Annotated in this window: 16 protein-coding genes; 7 read left to right on the top strand and 9 right to left on the bottom strand. The window is 69.4% G+C overall.

The window, feature by feature from the left end:
* Positions 1 to 5 precede the first annotated feature (5 nt).
* A complete protein-coding gene (locus QSV35_RS15190) occupies positions 6 to 2,009 on the top strand; it encodes a primary-amine oxidase (protein WP_286289650.1) in 2,004 nt (667 codons plus the stop codon).
* A 98-nt stretch (positions 2,010 to 2,107) separates the two neighbouring features.
* On the opposite strand, the gene QSV35_RS15185 is transcribed toward QSV35_RS15190, so the two are convergent.
* Positions 2,108 to 2,686: a hypothetical protein gene (locus tag QSV35_RS15185; RefSeq protein ID WP_286289649.1), complete on the bottom strand. Its 579-nt coding sequence runs from the start codon at positions 2,684 to 2,686 to the stop codon at positions 2,108 to 2,110.
* Positions 2,687 to 2,855: 169 nt separating this feature from the next.
* Between QSV35_RS15185 and QSV35_RS15180 the strand changes: the two genes are divergently transcribed.
* Entirely contained in the window at positions 2,856 to 5,171 is a 2,316-nt protein-coding gene (locus QSV35_RS15180) for an FdhF/YdeP family oxidoreductase (protein WP_286289648.1), read from the top strand.
* Positions 5,172 to 5,181: 10 nt separating this feature from the next.
* Here the strand turns inward: QSV35_RS15180 and QSV35_RS15175 are convergent, their stop codons facing one another.
* The gene (locus QSV35_RS15175) at positions 5,182 to 5,793 is read right to left on the bottom strand and encodes a flavin reductase family protein (RefSeq protein ID WP_286289647.1); all 612 of its coding nucleotides are present in this window, start codon (positions 5,791 to 5,793) and stop codon (positions 5,182 to 5,184) included.
* Between the two features lie 46 nt (positions 5,794 to 5,839).
* Between QSV35_RS15175 and QSV35_RS15170 the strand changes: the two genes are divergently transcribed.
* Genes QSV35_RS15170 through gdhA form a run of 3 tightly spaced genes read left to right on the top strand, consistent with a single transcriptional unit; the run spans position 5,840 to position 8,210 of the window.
* Positions 5,840 to 6,253, top strand: a complete 414-nt coding sequence (locus QSV35_RS15170; RefSeq protein WP_286289646.1) for a group III truncated hemoglobin — start codon at positions 5,840 to 5,842, stop codon at positions 6,251 to 6,253.
* Positions 6,250 to 6,855, top strand: a complete 606-nt coding sequence (locus QSV35_RS15165; RefSeq protein ID WP_286289645.1) for a helix-turn-helix transcriptional regulator — start codon at positions 6,250 to 6,252, stop codon at positions 6,853 to 6,855. The genes QSV35_RS15170 and QSV35_RS15165 overlap by 4 nt, the downstream gene beginning before the upstream one ends.
* Before the next feature lie 17 nt (positions 6,856 to 6,872).
* Complete coding sequence (gdhA, locus tag QSV35_RS15160) at positions 6,873 to 8,210, top strand: NADP-specific glutamate dehydrogenase (protein WP_286289888.1); 1,338 nt, start codon at positions 6,873 to 6,875, stop codon at positions 8,208 to 8,210.
* 10 nt (positions 8,211 to 8,220) lie between these two features.
* Here the strand turns inward: gdhA and QSV35_RS15155 are convergent, their stop codons facing one another.
* The 5 genes from QSV35_RS15155 to rsmA are packed head-to-tail and all read right to left on the bottom strand — an operon-like array spanning position 8,221 to position 13,290.
* A complete protein-coding gene (locus QSV35_RS15155) occupies positions 8,221 to 10,032 on the bottom strand; it encodes an ABC-F family ATP-binding cassette domain-containing protein (RefSeq protein WP_286289644.1) in 1,812 nt (603 codons plus the stop codon).
* Between the two features lie 29 nt (positions 10,033 to 10,061).
* A complete protein-coding gene (locus QSV35_RS15150) occupies positions 10,062 to 10,352 on the bottom strand; it encodes a DUF427 domain-containing protein (RefSeq protein WP_286289643.1) in 291 nt (96 codons plus the stop codon).
* A gap of 58 nt (positions 10,353 to 10,410) precedes the next feature.
* The gene (locus tag QSV35_RS15145) at positions 10,411 to 11,340 is read right to left on the bottom strand and encodes a 4-(cytidine 5'-diphospho)-2-C-methyl-D-erythritol kinase (RefSeq protein WP_286289642.1); all 930 of its coding nucleotides are present in this window, start codon (positions 11,338 to 11,340) and stop codon (positions 10,411 to 10,413) included.
* Positions 11,341 to 11,358: 18 nt separating this feature from the next.
* Positions 11,359 to 12,438 (bottom strand): aldo/keto reductase, encoded by a 1,080-nt coding sequence (locus QSV35_RS15140; RefSeq protein WP_286289641.1) that lies wholly within the window; start codon positions 12,436 to 12,438, stop codon positions 11,359 to 11,361.
* Positions 12,439 to 12,447: 9 nt separating this feature from the next.
* On the bottom strand, positions 12,448 to 13,290 hold the full coding sequence (gene rsmA / locus QSV35_RS15135) for a 16S rRNA (adenine(1518)-N(6)/adenine(1519)-N(6))-dimethyltransferase RsmA (RefSeq protein WP_286289640.1): 843 nt from the start codon (positions 13,288 to 13,290) through the stop codon (positions 12,448 to 12,450).
* Between the two features lie 90 nt (positions 13,291 to 13,380).
* Here rsmA and QSV35_RS15130 point away from each other — a divergent pair, with 90 nt between their 5' ends.
* Together QSV35_RS15130 and QSV35_RS15125 are read left to right on the top strand one after the other, a co-directional pair.
* Positions 13,381 to 14,847, top strand: a complete 1,467-nt coding sequence (locus tag QSV35_RS15130) for a sugar porter family MFS transporter (protein ID WP_286289639.1) — start codon at positions 13,381 to 13,383, stop codon at positions 14,845 to 14,847.
* A 45-nt stretch (positions 14,848 to 14,892) separates the two neighbouring features.
* The gene (locus QSV35_RS15125; RefSeq protein WP_286289638.1) at positions 14,893 to 16,167 is read left to right on the top strand and encodes an MFS transporter; all 1,275 of its coding nucleotides are present in this window, start codon (positions 14,893 to 14,895) and stop codon (positions 16,165 to 16,167) included.
* Here QSV35_RS15125 and QSV35_RS15120 read toward each other — a convergent pair.
* Both QSV35_RS15120 and metG read right to left on the bottom strand, forming a co-directional pair.
* On the bottom strand, positions 16,146 to 17,042 hold the full coding sequence (locus tag QSV35_RS15120; protein WP_286289637.1) for a TatD family hydrolase: 897 nt from the start codon (positions 17,040 to 17,042) through the stop codon (positions 16,146 to 16,148). The two genes, QSV35_RS15125 and QSV35_RS15120, sit on opposite strands and share 22 nt — an antisense overlap.
* Positions 17,039 to 18,604: a methionine--tRNA ligase gene (metG, locus tag QSV35_RS15115; protein ID WP_286289636.1), complete on the bottom strand. Its 1,566-nt coding sequence runs from the start codon at positions 18,602 to 18,604 to the stop codon at positions 17,039 to 17,041. The genes QSV35_RS15120 and metG overlap by 4 nt, the downstream gene beginning before the upstream one ends.
* Between the last annotated feature and the right edge of the window lie 55 nt (positions 18,605 to 18,659).

The following is an 18,659-nucleotide window of genomic DNA, read 5'->3' as shown; positions in this document are numbered from 1 at the left end:
ATGCCATGGGCGCTCATCCGCTGGATTCGCTGACCGGTGAGGAGTTCTCGCGCACGGCCGCGGTCCTCAGCCGCGAGCACGGGGTCGACGCGGGCTGGCGCTACGCGTCGATCATCCTGCAGGAGCCGCCGAAGACCGCCGTCAAGGCCTGGCGCGACGGCGACCCGATCGAGCGGCGCGCGCTTGCGGTGCTGTGGAAGAAGCAGACGAACGAGGTCTACGAGGCGGTCGTCGATCTGAACTCCGAGTCGGTCGACTCCTGGACGCACGTGCCCGGCGTGACTCCGAACTTCACGCTCGACGAGTACCACGACTGCGATCACGCGATGAAGGAGAATGCGGACGTCAAGGCCGCGCTCGCGCGGCGCGGCATCCACGATGTCGACACCGTCCTGTTCGACGTGTGGACGTACGGCGGAGCCGTCATCCCGGAGCAGTGGCGTGACCGTCGCCTCGGCTGGATCGACCTGTGGATGAAGGCGATGCCCGGCGGCAACCCCTACGCCCACCCGGTGTCGGGGCTCAAGATCATCGTCGACATGAACACCCTCGAGGTGCTCGAGATCGAGGACCACCACGACTACGGGATGCCGGACGTCGACGCCGAGTACGTCCCGGAGCTCCGCGGCATCACGCCGCGCGAGGACCTCAAGCCGCTGGAGATCGTCCAGCCCGACGGCGTCTCCTTCACGGTCGACGGCACCGAGATCCGCTGGCAGAACTGGTCGTTCCGCGTCGGCTTCAACTACCGCGAAGGGCCGGTGATCTACCAGGTCGCGTTCGACGACCAGGGGACGCAGCGGGATGTGGCGTACCGGCTGTCGTTCGCCGAGATGATCGTCCCGTACCGCGACTCGAGCTTCGACCACTACCGCCGCACGGCGTTCGACATCGGCGAGTGGGGCCTCGGCTACATGTGCACGTCGCTCGAGCTCGGCTGCGACTGCCTCGGCGAGATCACCTATCTGGATGCGGTCCTGCCGGACACCGCCGGGCAGCCGTGGGAGATCAAGAACGCCTTGTGCCTCCATGAGGAGGACAACGCCGTGCTGTGGAAGCACGTCGACCCGGACACGGGCGCCGAGGTGCGCCGCCAGCGCCGGTTCGTCCTCTCCGCGCACGCGACGGTCGCGAACTACGAGTACCTGATCTACTGGCGCTTCTACCAGGACGGCAACATCGAGTGCGAGGTGCGGGCCACCGGCATCATGGTCTCGACGCCGATGGAGAAGCAGGGCGACGCGAGCGCGACCGGCACGACGATCGACCTGCGCACGTACGCGCCCTTCCACCAGCACTTCCTCGTCGCCCGCCTCGACCTCGACGTCGACGGCGACCGCAACACCGTCGTCGAGTCGGACTCGGTGGCAGCGCCCATCACCGAGGCGAACCCCCTGGGGCTCGACCTCAACACGGTGTCCACCGTCGTCGAGTCGGAGGCGCAGTCCGGCCGCACCTTCTCGTGGGAGCGCCAGCGCTCCTGGAAGGTGACCAATCCGGACAAGCTCAACGCGTGGGGCGCCCCCGTCGCGTACAAGCTCGTGCCGACGGCATCCTTCCCGGCGATGTTCGACGAGTCGTCGCCGATCCTCACGCGCAACCCCGTCATCGGGAACACGCTCTGGGTCACGAAGCACCACGACACGGAGATGTGGCCCGCGGGCGACTATCCGACGCAGTCGGTCGACGACAGCCACAACGGCATGAGCGCGTGGATCGCCGACGACGAGCGGCTCGTCGACGAGGACGTCGTGCTCTGGTACGTGTTCGGCATCCACCACATCACGCGCGTCGAGGACTGGCCGATCATGCCGGCCGACACCATCTCGTTCTGGCTGAAGCCGTTCGGGTTCTTCGACCGCAATCCTTCACTGGATGCGCCGCGCACGACGTCCGACCACTGCGCCCCGGCCCTGCCCGGCACGGCGCACGATGAGCACGAGCACCACGGGCACGAGCATCACGGGCACAAGCACGATCACGACGGGCACGGGCACCACCACCACTGACGTCCGGCCGCTCCCCTCCGCAGCGCACGGCGCCGGCGTCGTCGGCGGCGTGAGGGGAGAAATGGTGCGCCGACGACGGCCGGTTGTCATGCGCGCCGTCAGACGGGCAGCTTCCATCCGAGTGCGAAGTTGAACGCGACCGCGAGCATCAGATACATGAGCCACAGCCCGGTGATGACGTGGAAGAGGCCCAGGAGCCGCTCGCCCCACGCCATGCCGATCGATGCGAAGAAGTCGGACAGGTAGATCAGCGCCAGCCCGAGGAACAGCAGCCCGACCGGCCAGTCGGCGGAGACGAAGAAGACGACGAGGCCGACCACCGAGAGGATGAAGAACGCGACCGACATGCCGGCGTTCGGTCTCGGGTCGTTCCCGCGGTAGCGGTTGTAGCCGATGGCGAACCAGTGGATGCCATACGCGGAGAACGCGACCGCGGCCATGTACAGCGGCGCGCCCTTGAAGACCTGGAACCAGGTGAGGCCTATGAACAGGATGATCCCGGTCACGAACTGGCAGAAGCCGGGCATCCAGATGCCCCAGATCCCGGTCGCGCGGTCGACGCGCTCGTCGCGCTTCGGCCAGCCGATCAGTTCCTGGGGGCCGTAGATCAGGTAGCCGGTGCCGAGGCCGAAGAATCCGAGTGCCAGAGGCGGGAACATCGACACTGCGAACTGCATGGTGAACCTTCTTAGGGTCAGTTCCCCTCGCCTACCATGATGCGCGCGACCCGGGGCGCGGGATCGGTTCACAGGCAACTTCAAGCCCGCACGGACCAGGCATTGTTCCTGCGGGACGACGATCGAGGTAGTGAGTCCGTCTCCCCCTTGCTGCGGAAGGACGTGCAGCATGACGATCCACGAAGCGCCCAGCGAACGCGCCATCGACGACGTCGAGGACGTCCAGATCTCGCCCCCCAAGAAATGGGCCGCCGGCATCCCCGGCATCACCCACTCGGTCGGGCCTGCCGTCCGAGACATGGGGCCGACCCGCGCCGCGCGACTGCTCACGTCGATGAACCACAAGGACGGGTTCGACTGCATGAGCTGCGCATGGCCCGACCCGTCGCACCGGAAGATCGCGGAGTTCTGCGAGAACGGCGCGAAGGCCGTCACGTGGGAGGCGACGCCCATCACGGTCCCGACCTCGTTCTGGGCGGAGCATCCGATCCCGGTGCTGCTGGAGAAGTCCGACTACTGGCTCGGGATGCAGGGGCGGCTCGTCGAGCCCGTCTACAAGGCCGCGGACAGCGACGCCTACACGCCGATCGGCTGGGACGAGGCGTTCCGGATCATCGGCGACAAGCTGCGGTCGCTGGACTCCCCCGACCGCGCCGCGTTCTACACCAGCGGCCGCACCTCGAACGAGGCCGCCTTCGTCTACCAGCTGTTCGCGCGGGCCTTCGGGACCAACAATCTGCCCGACTGCTCCAACATGTGCCATGAGTCCACCGGGGCCGCGCTCAGCGAGGCGATCGGCGTGGGCAAGTCCACCGTGACCTATGACGACTTCGCGCAGGCGGACCTCATCGTCATCATGGGGCAGAACCCGGGGAGCAATCACCCCCGCATGCTGACGGCGCTCGAGGAGGCGAAGAAAGCCGGGGCGACGATCGTCGCAGTGAACCCGCTGCCCGAAGCCGGGCTCATGCGGTACAAGAATCCGCAGAAGGTGAACGGCTGGATCGGCAAGGGCACCGGCCTCGCGGACGACTATCTGCAGATCCGCCTCAGCGGCGACCAGGCGCTCATGCAGGCGGTCGCCAAGAGGGTGCTCGAGGCAGAGAAGGCCGCACCGGGCACCGTGCTCGACCACGACTTCATCGACACGTACTGCCAGGGGTTCGACGAGTTCGCGGCGAGCCTCGAAGCCCTGGACGAAGTCGAGGTGCTTCGGGCGACGGGCCTCACGAGCGGCGAGATCGGCGGGCTGGCTGACCGGTACATCGCCGCCGATCGCGTCATCATCACGTGGGCGATGGGGCTCACCCAGCACAAGCGGGCCGTGGCGACGATCAAGGACATCATGAACCTGCTGCTCCTGCGGGGGAACATCGGCAGGCCCGGCGCCGGCGCCTCCCCGATCCGCGGCCACAGCAACGTGCAGGGAGACCGCACGATGGGCATCTGGGAGAAGATGCCTCCGGCGTTCCTCGACAAGCTGCAGAACGAGTTCCACTTCGATCCTCCACGCGCCGACGGCGTCGACAGCGTCGACGGCATCCGCGCGCTCGCGGACGGCCGGGTCACGGTGTGGTTCGCCCTGGGCGGCAACCTCGTCGCCGCGATCTCCGACACCGACGTCGCGGAGAGCGCCGTCCAGAAGGCCGAGATGACGGTGCAGGTGTCGACGAAGCTCAACAGGTCGCACGCGGTCGTCGGCCGGGAGGCGCTCATCCTCCCGACGATGGGACGGACCGAGATCGACCTCCAGGCGTCGGGCGAGCAGTTCGTCTCGGTGGAGGACACGGTGTGCGCCGTGCATCCGTCGTGGGGCAAGGTCGATCCGGTGTCGCCGAACCTCCTGTCGGAGATCTCGATCGTCACGCGGCTCGCGCGCGCGACGCTTGCCGACAAGGTGGACGTCGACTGGGCCGGGTTCGAGGCGGATTACGACCGCATCCGCGACCACATCGCCCACGTGTGCACGGGGTGCGAGGACTACAACGGCAGGATCCGGCAGGAGGGCGGATTCGTGCTGGCCCACGGACCACGGGATTCGCGGACGTTCCCGACGGACACCGGCAAGGCGAAGTTCACGCTCAACGAGCTGCAGGTCGTGGAATGCCCGCCCGGACGCCTGCTGCTCCAGACGATCCGCGCGCACGACCAGTTCAACACGACGATCTACAGCCTCAACGACAGGTATCGGGGCGTGAAGCAGGGACGCGACGTCATCTTCGTCAACCCTCTCGACATCGCCGCGCTGAAGCTGACCGACGGCCAGCGCGTCGACGTGCACAGCGAGTTCACCGATGGCGTCGATCGGGTGCTCCGCGGCTTCCGGCTGGTGTCGTACCCGACCGCGCGCGGATGTGCCGCCGCCTACTTCCCGGAGGCCAACCCGCTCGTCCCGCTCGGGGCGACCGCGGAGGTCAGCAACACGCCCGCATCCAAGTCGACGGTGATCCGCATCGAGGCGACGACGACCGCCGTCGCCGCTTAGGCGGAACCCGTCAGACGACCGGCGGATGCGGCGCGGTCGGGCTGGAGGCGAGCCAGCCGACCTCCGAGCCGCGGTCGAAGAAGTGCCGGAAGGCGTAGACGAGCGGATGCCACGCCTCCGGGTCGACCTGACCGTTCGCGTGGACGATCGCCTCGTCGGCGTGCACGCGGACGACCTCCGCCTCGACCATGTCGTAGCTGCCGTCGAGGCCGGGCGTGAGGCGGCGCACCCGTGCCTCGAACTGCAGCAGGCACTCCGCGACCCGCGGCGGGGCGACGAGCTCGGAGGGCTGCGGCGTGAGGCCCGAGGCGGCGAACTTGTCCGGCTCGTGCCGATAGCGCTTCGCCTTGTGCGCGGGGACGGGGTCGCGCCCCGTGAGCGTCGAGAGGCGCACGAGGGACGGCCACAGCGCGGCCGACGGGAAGGAGACCGTCAGCTCTCCGTGCGCGTGCAGGTTGGCCGACGTCTGCCCGTCGGTCTCGATGCCGAGCACGAGCATGCGCCCGAGCGCCCAGTAGGACGACGCAGCGGCCAGGTTCGGCGCCCCGTCGGGGTTCATCGTCGCGATCAGGTAGGCGGGCGTGCCGACGTAGAGGACGCTCGGCTCGATCACGGTGTGCACGAATTGAAAGTATCAGCATCCTTTTTATTCGACTACGGTATGACACGTGGATGACATCGCCGGCCGGACCGACATCGAGGAGCACATCGTCGCCTTCTACCGGGCGGCCTTCGCCGATGCGCTCCTCGGCCCGATCTTCACCGACGTCGCCCGCCTCGATCTCGAGCGGCACCTGCCGATCATGGCCGACTTCTGGGAGACGGTCCTCTTCCGCGCCGGGAAGTACCAGCGCAACGCGCTGCAGGTCCATTACGTGCTGAACGCGCGGCATCCGCTCGAGGCGGAGCATTTCGAGCGGTGGCTCGAGCTGTGGACGGCGACGCTGGACGCGCGATTCCACGGCCCCATCGCAGAACGCGCCAAGCTGCAGGCGGACCGCATCGCCGGGTCGCTGCAGCGGCGCCTGAGCGGTGAGAGCGGGAGCGAGTTCGTCTCGCTCTCCCGCCGTCCCGAGTCATGACGACCACCCGCGAGGCGATCGCGCGTCTGCTCGCGGAGGCGGGCGGGCCGATGGATGCCGCGGCCGTCGCCGAGGCGACCGGCATCCACGTCACGACCGCCCGCTTCCACCTCGACCAGCTGGTCGCGGGTGGCTCCGTCATGCGCGCACCCGACCCGGAAGGGGCCGTCGGACGTCCGCGCGTGCGCTACTCCCCCGCCGCGGGCGTCCGAGGCGACCCCGCGCGCGCGGCCATGGTGACAGCCCTCGCGGATGCGCTCGACGGCGCGCCCGACGGCGCGGCGCGAGCACGCGCGGCGGGGCGCGCGTGGGCGTCGGGGCTTCCGGAGGCCACCGGCCTCCCAGCCGTGCTCGAGCGGCTCGGATTCGCCCCCGCGCACGAGGACGCCGGTATCCGTCTGCGTGCATGCCCGTTCGCCGACGCCGCCCGCGCACACCCCGGGATCGTCTGCGAAGTCCATCGCGGGATCATCGACCGCGTCCTCGAAGGCAGCACGGCGCGGGCCGAGCTCGTCCCGTTCGCGGGTCCCGAGGGATGCTTCGTGGCTCTGTCGCACGTCGAGGAGGCCTCCGGCGACAAGGTAGCGTCGAGGAGACGCTAAGGAGATTCATGGCTGTTATGGATGAACGGCTCGTCGACGTCTTCGACGAGGTCGTGCGCCGCAACCCCGCGGAGACCGAGTTCCACCAGGCCACGCGCGAAGTGCTCGAGAGCCTCGGGCCGGTCGTCTCGAAGCACCCCGAGTACACCGACGCCGAGATCATCCGCCGCCTGTGCGAGCCGGAGCGCCAGATCATCTTCCGCGTGCCGTGGCTCGACGACTCCGGCCACGTGCAGCTGAACCGCGGGTTCCGCGTCGAGTTCAACTCCGCCCTGGGGCCGTACAAGGGCGGGCTGCGCTTCCACCCGAGCGTCTACCTCGGGATCGTGAAGTTCCTCGGCTTCGAGCAGATCTTCAAGAACGCCCTCACGGGCCTGCCGATCGGCGGCGGCAAGGGCGGCTCCGACTTCGACCCCAAGGGCCGGTCGGATGCGGAGGTCATGCGCTTCTGTCAGTCGTTCATGACCGAGCTGTACCGCCACATCGGCGAGAACACCGACGTGCCTGCGGGCGACATCGGCGTCGGCGGCCGCGAGATCGGGTACCTCTTCGGGCAGTACAAGCGCATCACGAACCGCTACGAGTCGGGCGTGCTCACAGGCAAGGGCCTCACGTGGGGCGGCTCGCAGGTGCGCACGGAGGCGACCGGCTATGGCGTCGTCTTCTTCGTCGACGAGATGCTGAAGACCACCAGCGAGTCGTTCGAGGGCAAGCGCGTCGTCGTGTCGGGCTCGGGCAACGTCGCGATCTACGCGATCGAGAAGGTGCACCAGCTCGGCGGCACCGTCATCGCCTGCTCGGACTCGAGCGGCTACGTCGTGGACGAGGCCGGCATCGATCTCGAGCTCCTCAAGGAGATCAAGAACGTCCGCCGCGGACGCATCGCCGACTACGCGGAGGACCGCGACGGCGCCGTGTTCCAGGCCTCCGGCACCATCTGGGATGTCGCGTGCGACATCGCCCTGCCCTGCGCGACGCAGAACGAGCTGGATGCGGAGCACGCGGTCACGCTCGTCAAGAACGGCTGCCGTGTGGTCGCCGAGGGCGCCAACATGCCGACGACGCCGGAGGCGACCCGCATCCTGATCGAGGCGGGCGTGCGCTTCGCGCCGGGCAAGGCGGCCAACGCCGGCGGCGTGGCCACGAGCGGGCTCGAGATGCAGCAGAACGCGTCGCGCGACTCCTGGACGTTCGAGCACACCGAGCAGCGGCTGTCCGAGATCATGGCGTCGATCCACGACCGGTGCCTCGAGACCGCGGACCGTTATGGATCGCCCGGATCGTACGTCGCGGGCGCGAACATCTCGGGCTTCATCCAGGTGGCCGACGCGATGCTCGCCCTCGGCGTCATCTGATCGCTGGTCTTCAGCCGAGCTGCTCGCCGAGCTCCAGCCAGCGTTCCTCGAGGGACTCGAGTTCGGACTCGAGAGCGCTGATCTCGGACATCTTCGCGCCGAGGCCGACGTAGTCGGACTGGTCGTGCTCGGCGAGCGCCGTGCGGTCGCCGTCGATCTGCTCCTGGATCTTCGACATCCGGCGCTCGAGGGCTGCGAGCTCCTTCTCGACCGCGCGGCGCTCGGCGCCCTGCAGGCCCGCGGGGACCGGGGCGGCGGATGCGGCGGCGGCCGACCGGGGCTCGCGCCCCTGCGCGGCCCGCAGGCGCAGGTACTCGTCGATGCCGCCGGGGAGGTGCCGGAGGCGCCCCTCGAGGATCGCGTACTGCTGGTCGGTGACGCGCTCGATGAAGTAGCGGTCATGGGAGACGACGAGGAGCGTCCCCGACCACGAGTCGAGGAGGTCCTCGAGGGCGGCGAGCATGTCGGTGTCGAGGTCGTTCGTCGGCTCGTCGAGGATCAGCACGTTGGGCTGGTCGAACAGGATGAGCAGCAGCTGCAGGCGGCGCTGCTGGCCGCCGGAGAGGTCCTTGACGGGCGTCGACAGCTGGGCGCTGGAGAACCCGAGGCGTTCGAGGAGCTGGCCGGGCGTGAGCTCCTGCGCCTTGGACCCTGTGCCGATCGTGTAGCTCGTGCGCAGGCGCTCGATGACGATCCGCACCGGGTCGTCCATGTGCTCGTCGAGCTCCGCGAGCCGCTGGCTGAGGGCGGCCACGCGCACCGTCTTGCCGCGCTTCACGCGCCCCTCGGTCGGCGTGACCGTCCCGTCGACGAGGCCGAGCAGCGTCGACTTCCCGGCGCCGTTCACACCCAGGATGCCGGTGCGCTCCCCCGGCGCGATGCGCCATTCGACACGGTGCAGCACCTCGCGGTCGGTCCCCGAGCCCGTCGAGGGGTAGGACACGGACGCGTCGAGCAGGTCGACGACGTCCTTGCCGAGCCGGGAGACCGCGAGCGACTGCAGCGCGACCTTGTTGCGGATCTCGGGGACGTCGGCGATGAGCGCGTTCGCCGCGTCGATACGGAACTTCGGCTTGCTCGTGCGGGCGGGCGCTCCCCGGCGGAGCCACGCGAGCTCCTTGCGGGCGAGGTTCTGCCGGCGGGCCTCGATGGATGCGGCCTGCCGGTCGCGTTCGACGCGCTGCAGGATGTACGCCGCATACCCGCCCTCGAACGGCTCGACGATGCGGTCGTGCACCTCCCACGTGGCGTTGCACACCTCGTCGAGGAACCACCGATCGTGGGTGACGACGAGGAGCGCTCCGGCGCTCGGCGCCCAGCGGCGCTTGACATGGTCGGCGAGCCATGCGATCGCCTCGACGTCGAGGTGGTTCGTCGGCTCGTCGAGGAAGAGGATGTCCCAGTCCCCCGCGAGCAGGCGCGCGAGCGCCACACGCCGCCGCTGCCCGCCGGACAGGGTGCCCAGGCGCGCCTCCCAGTCGAGGTCGGCGACGAGACCCGCGATGACGTCGCGGACGCGCGCATCCCCCGCCCATTCGTGCTCCGGGGTGTCTCCGACGATCGTCGACCCGACCGTGCCGTCGTCGTCGAGGGTGTCGGCCTGATCGAGCACGCCGATCCGGACGCCGCCGCGCATCGTCACGCGTCCCGCATCCGGGCTGCGCAGGCCCGCCAGCATCCCGAGCAGGCTCGACTTGCCGTCGCCGTTGCGGCCGACGATCCCGATGCGGTCGCCCTCCTCGACACCGAGTGTCACAGAGTCGAAGACCACGCGGGTCGGGTACTCGAGGTGCAGGGCCTCGGCCCCCAGAAGATGCGCCATGTCCCTACCAGCGTAGGCGACGCCTGGGGTCAGTCGATGACCTCGACGCCCCTCCAGAAGGCCACGTAACGGGCGAAGTCGCGGCCTACGCGCGCGACGGCGGTGGGGCGCGGGTCGTGGTATGACCACGCGCGGTCCTCGAGCCCGTTGACCGTGTAGTAGGTCGCCGCGCCCTTCCAGGGGCAGGTATACGGCGTCGGACTCACGACCAGTGCCCCCGGGGTCACGGCCTCGGGTGGGAAATACCAGTTGCCCTCGATCGAGATCAGTTCCTCTTCCGGCGCTTCGGCGATCACAACGCCGTCGAGCACTGCCTTCATCGATTCCTCCTCAAGAACGTCTTGTCAGCGCCAACGCCGCGGTACGGCGGGATGTTCCTCAGCGCACGCGCGCGCCGGGAACCGGACCGTGGACGTGCAGCGCCTCGAACCCGTCGGCGCTGAGCAGCACCTGGAGATCGATGGCGGACTCCTCATCCTCCGCGAGGAACGCGACGGTCGGCCCGGACCCGGAGACCATGCCGACGAGCGCCCCGGAGCGCTCGCCGCGCTCGAGGACTCCGGCGAGATCCGGACGCAGGCGGAGCGCTGCGACCTGCAGGTCGTTGCGTGCGGAGACGGCGAGGGCCGTCGCATCCCCCGCCCGCAGCGCCTGGAGCACGGCCGGCTCCACCGCCGGGCGGCGCGGAATGGGGGCGATATCGGCCGCGTGCTCGGCGCGGTGGCGGTCGAGCTCGCTGTACACGGCGGGCGTCGAGAGGCCGTCGCCGCTCGTCACGATCACCCAGTCGAATCGCCCGCGCGCGAGCGCCGGGCTGAGCTCGTCGCCGCGCCCCGTGCCGACGGCGGTGCCGCCCAGCAGCGCGAACGGGACGTCAGCGCCGAGGCGGGAGCCGAGGGCGTGGAGGTCCGTCGAGGAGAGACCCGTGCCCCACAGCGCGTCGCACGCGACGAGGGCGGCCGCCGCATCCGCGGACCCGCCGCCCATCCCGCCCGCGACGGGCACGCCCTTGCGGATCTCGAGGTGCACGCCGCCGCCGTAGCCGGTCTCCGCCGCGAGCAGGCGCGCGGCGCGCACGGCGAGGTTCCGGTCATCGAGCGGGACGCCCGAGACATCCACCGTCCCGGTCACGGAGATCGTGAACAGATCGGATGCCTCGGCCCACAGGTCCTCGTACGCGGACACGGCCTGATACGCCGAGGCGACCTCGTGGTATCCGTGGTCGTCGAGGTCGCCGACCTCGAAGAACACGTTGATCTTCCCCGGGGCGCGCACGTGCACGCGATCGGTCGTCAGCGCCTCGCTCACGTCAGCTCCGGTTCGGCCTCAGAGGGTGGAGGACACGGCCCAGAGGTCCACGTCGTCCTCGTCGCTGAGGCCGCTCGAGAGGGTGTCGATGCGCTGCAGCTCCTCCGCCGTGAAGGCGGGGCCGTCGAGCGCGGCGAGGTTCTCATCGAGCTGCTGCGGGCGCGATGCGCCGATGAGCGCGGAGGTCACCACCGGGTCGCGCAGGATCCACTGGAGCGCCATCTGGGCGAGGGACTGCCCCCGCTCCTTCGCGATCACATCGAGCCCGCGCACGATCGCCAGGCCCTTCTCCGACAGCGGCGAGTCGGGCAGCGACCCGCGCTTCTGCGACCGGTCGGCGTGCCCGCCGGACAGGTACTTGTCGGTCAGCAGGCCCTGCGCAAGCGGCGTGAAGGCGATCGCACCCAGGCCCTCCTGGCGCAGGACGCCGGTGAGGCCGTCCTCGATCCACCGGTTCAGGATCGAGTACGACGGCTGGTGGATGACGAGCGGCGTGCCGAGGCTGCGGGCGACGGCGACCGCCTCCGCCGTACGTTCCGCGCTGTAGGACGAGATGCCGACGTAGAGCGCCTTGCCCTGGCGCACGAGCGTGTCGAGCGCCCCGATCGTCTCGGCGATCGGGGTGACGTCGTCGAAGCGGTGCGAATAGAAGATGTCGACGTAATCGAGACCCATCCGGGCGAGCGACTGGTCGGCGCTCGCGAGGATGTACTTGCGCGAGCCGTACTCGCCGTACGGCCCGGGCCACATGTCCCAGCCGGCCTTCGAGGAGATGATGAGCTCGTCGCGGTACGGGCGGAAGTCCTCCGCATAGATGCGCCCGAAGTTCTTCTCGGCCGAGCCGTACGGCGGGCCGTAGTTGTTCGCCAGGTCGAAGTGCGTGATGCCGCGGTCGAACGCGTGGCGCAGGAGCGCCCGCTGGTTGTCCATCGGGATGTTGTCGCCGAAGTTCCACCACAGCCCGAGTGAGATCGCGGGCAGGTAGAGACCCGATGTGCCGACCTGGCGGAATCGGGCGCCGGCGTATCGGTCCGCGGCTGCGGCGTAGGGACGGTGGAGATCGGGGACGTTGTCGCTGAAGCGCTGCTGCTCGCTCATCGCTCCAGGCTAGCGAGCCTGCGCGATGCGCACATACTCGTCGACCGTGAGGTCCTCGCCGCGCGCCGTCGGCGCGACCCCCGCCCGCTCCAGGACGGCGGATGCCTCGGCGGCCGACCCGCCGAGCACCTGCGACAGCGCCTGCCGGAGCATCTTGCGGCGCTGCTGGAACGCCGCATCCACGAGTCGGAAGGTGCTGACACGGAGCTCCTCGTCGCCGCGGGGCTCCGCATCCCGCTCGAACGCCACCAGGACGCTGTCGACGTTCGGAACCGGCCAGAAGACCTGCCGGGACACCGTGCCGGCGAGCCGCCAGGGGCCGTACCACGCGGCCTTCACGCTCGGCGCGCCGTAGGTCTTCGACCCAGGCGGCGCGGCGAGGCGTTCGCCGACCTCGGCCTGCACCATCACGACCCCGCGCTGAAGGTGCGGGAACGTCTCGAGGAAGTGCAGCAGCACCGGGACGCTCACGTTGTACGGCAGGTTGGCCACGAGCACCGTCGGGTCCCCGGGCAGGTCGGTCACCCGCATCGCATCGGCGTCGACGACGGTCAGCGCGCCGGGGGCGACACCGTGCTCGGCGGCGGTCTCGGGGAGACGCTCGGCGAGGCGGTGGTCGATCTCGACGGCGGTGACGGATGCCCTGGCCTCGAGGATCGCGAGGGTCAGCGATCCGAGGCCCGGGCCGACCTCGACGACCCGCTCCCCCGCCTGGACGCCGGCGACATGGACGATCTTGCGCACCGTGTTGGCGTCGACGACGAAGTTCTGCCCGAGCTTCTTCGTCGGCGTGACGTCGAGGTCGGCGGCGAGGGCGCGGATCTCGGCGGCGCCGAGGAGGGTCACGGGCATGCGTTTCACTGTAGCCTCTGGCCGCTGTGCCACCCGGAACACGCCGCCGGGGCCATGGCGCCGTCGCCGGTGCGGGAATAGGGTGCGGGCATGAGCACCGGAAGCATCCCCGCGAACGCGTTCTCGCTCCGCAGCCCCTACGGCAAGCGCGCCGTGGGACTCGCCGTCGCCGCCGCCGTCGGCGGCTTCCTCTTCGGCTTCGACTCCTCCGTCATCAACGGCGCGGTCGACTCGATCCAGCACGACTTCTCGCTGAACTCCGTCGTCACGGGGTTCGTCGTCGCGATCGCGCTGCTGGGCTGCGCGGTCGGCGCCATCATCGCCGGCAACCTCGCGGACAGGTTCGGGCGCCTGCGGGTGATGCTTCTCGGAGCGATCATGTTCTTCGCCAGCTCGCTCGGCGCCGGTCTCGCCTTCGCGGTGTGGGACCTCGCCCTGTGGCGCGTGATCGGCGGCCTCGGCATCGGCATCGCGTCGGTCATCGCGCCCGCCTACATCGCCGAGATCGCGCCGAAGCAGATCCGCGGCGGCCTCGCGTCGCTGCAGCAGCTCGCGATCACGCTCGGCATCTTCGTCGCGCTGCTCTCGGACGCCGTGCTGGCGTGGACAGCCGGCAGCGCGAACAGCCCGCTGTGGTTCGGTCTGGACGCGTGGCGCTGGATGTTCATCGTCGGGGTCATCCCGGCCGCCGTCTACGGCATCCTGTCGTTCACGCTCCCGGAGTCGCCGCGCTACCTGATCGCGCGGGGACGCACCGACGAGGCGCGCGCGATCTTCGCGCGGCTCGTGCCGCCCGCCGACCTCGACAAGACGATGACGGAGCTCACCAACGTCATCGAGACCGACCGCAAGAACGCGGGGGTGTCGCTGCGCGGCCCGAGGTTCGGATTGCAGCCGATCGTGTGGGTCGGCATCATCCTGTCGGTGTTCCAGCAGTTCGTGGGGATCAACGTCATCTTCTATTACTCGACGACGCTGTGGCAGTCGGTCGGATTCCCGGAGAGCGCGTCGTTCGGCATCAGCGTCGTCACGGGCATCGTCAACGTGCTCGTCACACTCATCGCGATCTTCCTCGTGGACCGGGTCGGCCGGAAACCCATCCTCCTCACCGGATCCATCATCATGACGCTCTCGCTCGCCTCGATGGCGCTGTGCTTCGCGTACGCGGTGAAGGGCGCCGGCGGCGCTGTGACGCTTCCCGCACCGTTCGGTCCCATCGCACTCGTGGCCGCGAACCTCTTCGTGATCGGCTTCGGCGCCTCGTGGGGGCCGCTCGTGTGGGTCCTTCTCGGCGAGATCTTCCCGAGCCGCATCAGGGCCAAGGCCCTCGGCGTCGCCGCGGCCGCGCAGTGGATCGCGAACTTCCTCATCACCGTGTCGTTCCCGGTGATGTCGGCATGGTCCCTGTCGGGGACGTACCTCATGTACGCGATCTTCGCGGCGCTGTCCTTCGTGTACGTGCTGTGGCGGATCCCCGAGACGAAGGGCATGGAGCTCGAGCAGACCGAGACGCTGTTCTTCAAGGCGCCCGCACCGGTGGTCGAGACGGAGGCGTAGCCTGCGGGGTCGGCGCATGTCGGCCGCCCTTCGTACGATGGAGGGATGCCGAACGTCGTCGACCTCGTCGCGCCTCCGCGCCTGGGCCGCGACTTCCGATGGCTGCTCGGCGCGTTCTGGACGAGCAATCTCGGCGACGGCATCGCCCTGTCGGCATCCCCGCTCCTGATCGCCTCGATGTCCGGCGCGCCGGCCCTCGTCGCGATCGGCGCGATGATGCCGGTCCTCCCGTGGCTCGTCTTCGGGCTCCACGCGGGCGCCGTCGCGGATCGCCACGACCGTAGGCGCATGGTGATGCTCGCCAACGCGCTGCGCGGGGCGGTGGTCGCAGCGCTGTGCGTCTTCCTTGTCACCGGCATCGCGAACATCTGGATCGTGCTGGTCGCCGCCTTCCTCTACGGCACGGCGGAGGTCTTCGTCGACTCCGCCGCGAACACGCTGCTGCCGATGATGGTGCGGCGCGAAGACCTCGGGATCGGCAACGCTCGGATGCAGGCCGGCTACCTCGTCGCGAACCAGATGGCAGGTCCCCCGCTCGGCGCCTTCCTGTTCGCGATCGGAGCATTCTGGCCGTTCGCGGTGCAGGTCGTCTGCGTGCTTTTCGCGGTGCTGCTGATCTCGCGCATCGCGGCGACGCCTGTTCCGGCACGGACAGAAGCCACGCGGGAGTCCGGTGAGAAGGATCACCCGATCCGCGAGGGCCTGCACTGGCTGCGGCACAACCCGCCGGTGCGCACGCTGGTGCTCATCATCCTCGTCTTCAACATCACGTGGTCGGCGCCCTGGAGCGTCCTGGTCCTGTACGCCACCGACTATCTGCACATCGGCGAGGTCGGCTACGGCGCCTTGACGACCGCCTCTGCGCTCGGCGGCCTCCTCGCGGTCGGGATCTTCGGCTGGCTCGAGAAGCACGTCTCGTTCGCGACGCTGATGCGCGTGTGCCTGACGCTCGAGGTGCTCATGCACCTGACTTTCGCGCTGACCTCGTCCGGCATCGTCGCGTTCGTGGTCATGTTCGTCTTCGGCCTGTACGCCTTCGTGTGGGGCACGATCTCCACGACCGTGCGCCAGCGCCTCGTGCCGATGGAGCTGCAGGGTCGCATGGCCTCTGTGAACATGGTCGGCGTCTTCGGCGGGATGGTGGTCGGCCAGCTGCTCGGCGGCCTCATCGCCCAGGTGTGGGGCCTCACGGCACCGTGGTGGTTCGCGTTCGGCGGATCCGCGATCACCCTGCTCCTCGTCTGGCGGTCGATCTCGCACATCGCAGCGGCCAAGCCCGCGCCCGAGGAGGAGCCGCTTCAGTCCTCGAAGTCCCCGTAGACCTCGAGGGTGTTCGCCGCGACCTGGGCGCACAGCTCGTCCAGGTCGGCGTCCAGCTCTTCGGCGAGGAAGCGCATCGTCACAGGGACGAGGTACGGCGCATTCGGCCGACCGCGGTGCGGGACGGGGGTGAGGAACGGCGCATCCGTCTCGACCAGGATGCGGTCGCGCGGCGTCACCGCGAGGGCGTCGCGCAGATTCTGGGCGTTCTTGAACGTGACGTTGCCGGCGAAGCTCAGGTAGTAGCCGGCATCCGCCGCGATGCGCGCCATGCCGGCGTCGCCGGAGAAGCAGTGGAACACCGTGTGCTCGGGCGCTCCCACGCGCACGAGGGTCTCGAGGACCGCGTCGTGCGCATCGCGGTCGTGGATCTGCATCGCGATGCCGTGCTTCTTCGCGAGGGCGATGTGCGCCTCGAAGCTGAAGAACTGGGCGGGCAGGCCCTCCTCGCCGGTGCGGAAGAAGTCGAGCCCGGTCTCGCCGATCGCCCGCACGCGCGGCTGCGCCGCAAGCTCGTCGATCACCGCGATGGCCTCGTCGAGGCGGCCGGCCTCCGCGTAGGCGGGCGCCTCGTTGGGGTGGATCGCGACGGCGGCGAGGACGCGCGGATGGGATGCCGCGGCCCATGCCGACCACCGGCTCGACTCGATGTCGCCCCCGGCCTGGACGACGCCGGCGATGCCGACGGCGACAGCGCGCTCCAGCTGATCGTCCAGCGACAGTCCGGTCCCCGAGCCCGTCGAGGGGCCGTCCTCGATCTCGAGGTGGCAGTGGTTGTCGTACACCGGCACCGCGAGGGGCTCGGGCGCGTCAGGGTAGCTGACGTCGCGCGAGCCCTTCTCGCGCTGCCGGACGTAGTTGGAAGGGTCGGTCATGCCTGCTCGATGCGCGGGAACAGCGGCGCCAGTCCGTTCACCGAGGTTCCGGGGCGCAGCACACCCCACTCCCCCGCCTCGCGGATCGGCTGGTCGGCGATGCGGCCGATCGTCTCCGCCGCACCGAGCGCGACCCACAGCTTGTCCGTCGCGATCGGCATCACCGGCGACAGCAGCACCGCGAGCGCCCGCAGGCCGTCCGCCGCCGTGAACAGGACGGTGCCGAGCCGCGCGCGCTGCGCGTCGTCCTTCGCGAGCGCCCAGGGCTCGTTCTCGGTGATGTAGAGGTTCAGCGCATCCACGATGGTCCAGATCGCGGCGATGGCCTCGTCGGTGCGGAACCGTTCGATCGCCGCGTCCGCGGCGGCCGCGGCATCCCGCACCGTCTTCTGGATCGCCAGGTCGCCGTCCGTGTAGTCCGCGGGCGGCGGCACGATCCCCTCGAAGTAGCGCTCGATCATCGCGACCGTGCGAGACGCGAGGTTGCCGAATCCGTTCGCGAGTTCGGCCTGGTAGCGGGCGGACAGGTCCTCCCACGAGAACGAGCCGTCGTGGCCGAACGGGATGGCGGACAGGAAGTAGAAGCGATACGCGTCGGACCCGAAGACATCGGTGATCTCCGTGGGGGCGATGCCGGTGAGCTTCGACTTCGACATCTTCTCGCCGCCCACGAGCAGCCAGCCGTGGGCGAAGACGCCCTGGGGCACCTCGAGGCCCGCGGCCATCAGCATCGCCGGCCAGATCACCGCGTGGAAGCGCAGGATGTCCTTGCCCACGACGTGGTAGCCGGGCCAGCGGCGGCCGAACTCGGACTCGTCGGCGCCGTAGCCGATCGCGGTGGCGTAGTTCAGGAGCGCGTCGACCCATACGTAGATGACGTGCGAGTCGTCCCACGGCACCTTGATGCCCCAGTCGAAGGTCGAGCGCGAGATCGACAGGTCCTTCAGCCCGTTCTTGACGAACGAGACCACTTCGTTGCGCGCCGACTCGGGTCGCACGAAGTCCGGCACCGTCTTGTACAGCTCGAGCAGGCGGTCCTGGAATTCGCTGAGCTTGAAGAAGTAGTTCTTCTCCTGCAGGAGCTCGAGCGGCTTCGAGTGGATGGCGCAGACCTTGAGGCCCTCGAACGGACCCGTGCCGTCGACGATCTCGGACTCGGTCTTGAACTCCTCGCACCCGACGCAGTACAGCGCCTCGAACTCGCCCGCATAGATGTAGCCGCGGTCGTAGATCGCCTGCACGAACTTCTGCACGCGCTCCTCGTGGCGCTCCTGCGTCGTGCGGATGAAATCGTCGTTGGCGACGTCGAGCGTGTTGAGCAGCGGGAACCAGGACTCGGCCACCAGCTTGTCCACCCACTCCTGGGGCGTCGCGCCGTTCGCGGCGGCCGCGCGCAGCATCTTCTGTCCGTGCTCGTCCGTCCCGGTCAGCATCCAGGTGTCGTCGCCCGCCTGACGGTGCCAGCGCGCCAGCGTGTCCACGGCGACGGTCGTGTAGCCGTGGCCGATGTGCGGCACGTCGCTGGGGTAGTAGATCGGCGTGGTGATGTAGAACGAACTCACCCGAGAATTCTAGTGAGGACGGATGCTGCGTCCCGCCGCGTGTGTCCGAAGCACG

The sequence above is a fragment of the Microbacterium candidum genome (genome assembly GCF_030315975.1).
In the GTDB taxonomy this organism is placed as follows: Bacteria; Actinomycetota; Actinomycetes; order Actinomycetales; family Microbacteriaceae; genus Microbacterium; species Microbacterium candidum.
The sequence above is the reverse complement of the archived record's forward strand: the minus strand, read 5'-3'. Positions and strand labels throughout refer to the sequence as shown.

Coding starts and splice junctions, on each gene's coding strand:
- QSV35_RS15190 (WP_286289650.1), top strand. CDS start 6: ATGGGCGCTCATCCGCTGGATTCGCTGACCGGTGAGGAGTTCTCGCGC.
- QSV35_RS15185 (WP_286289649.1), bottom strand. CDS start 2,686: ATGCAGTTCGCAGTGTCGATGTTCCCGCCTCTGGCACTCGGATTCTTC.
- QSV35_RS15180 (WP_286289648.1), top strand. CDS start 2,856: ATGACGATCCACGAAGCGCCCAGCGAACGCGCCATCGACGACGTCGAG.
- QSV35_RS15165 (WP_286289645.1), top strand. CDS start 6,250: ATGACGACCACCCGCGAGGCGATCGCGCGTCTGCTCGCGGAGGCGGGC.
- gdhA (WP_286289888.1), top strand. CDS start 6,873: ATGGATGAACGGCTCGTCGACGTCTTCGACGAGGTCGTGCGCCGCAAC.
- QSV35_RS15155 (WP_286289644.1), bottom strand. CDS start 10,032: ATGGCGCATCTTCTGGGGGCCGAGGCCCTGCACCTCGAGTACCCGACC.
- QSV35_RS15150 (WP_286289643.1), bottom strand. CDS start 10,352: ATGAAGGCAGTGCTCGACGGCGTTGTGATCGCCGAAGCGCCGGAAGAG.
- QSV35_RS15140 (WP_286289641.1), bottom strand. CDS start 12,438: ATGAGCGAGCAGCAGCGCTTCAGCGACAACGTCCCCGATCTCCACCGT.
- rsmA (WP_286289640.1), bottom strand. CDS start 13,290: ATGCCCGTGACCCTCCTCGGCGCCGCCGAGATCCGCGCCCTCGCCGCC.
- QSV35_RS15130 (WP_286289639.1), top strand. CDS start 13,381: ATGAGCACCGGAAGCATCCCCGCGAACGCGTTCTCGCTCCGCAGCCCC.
- QSV35_RS15125 (WP_286289638.1), top strand. CDS start 14,893: ATGCCGAACGTCGTCGACCTCGTCGCGCCTCCGCGCCTGGGCCGCGAC.
- QSV35_RS15120 (WP_286289637.1), bottom strand. CDS start 17,042: ATGACCGACCCTTCCAACTACGTCCGGCAGCGCGAGAAGGGCTCGCGC.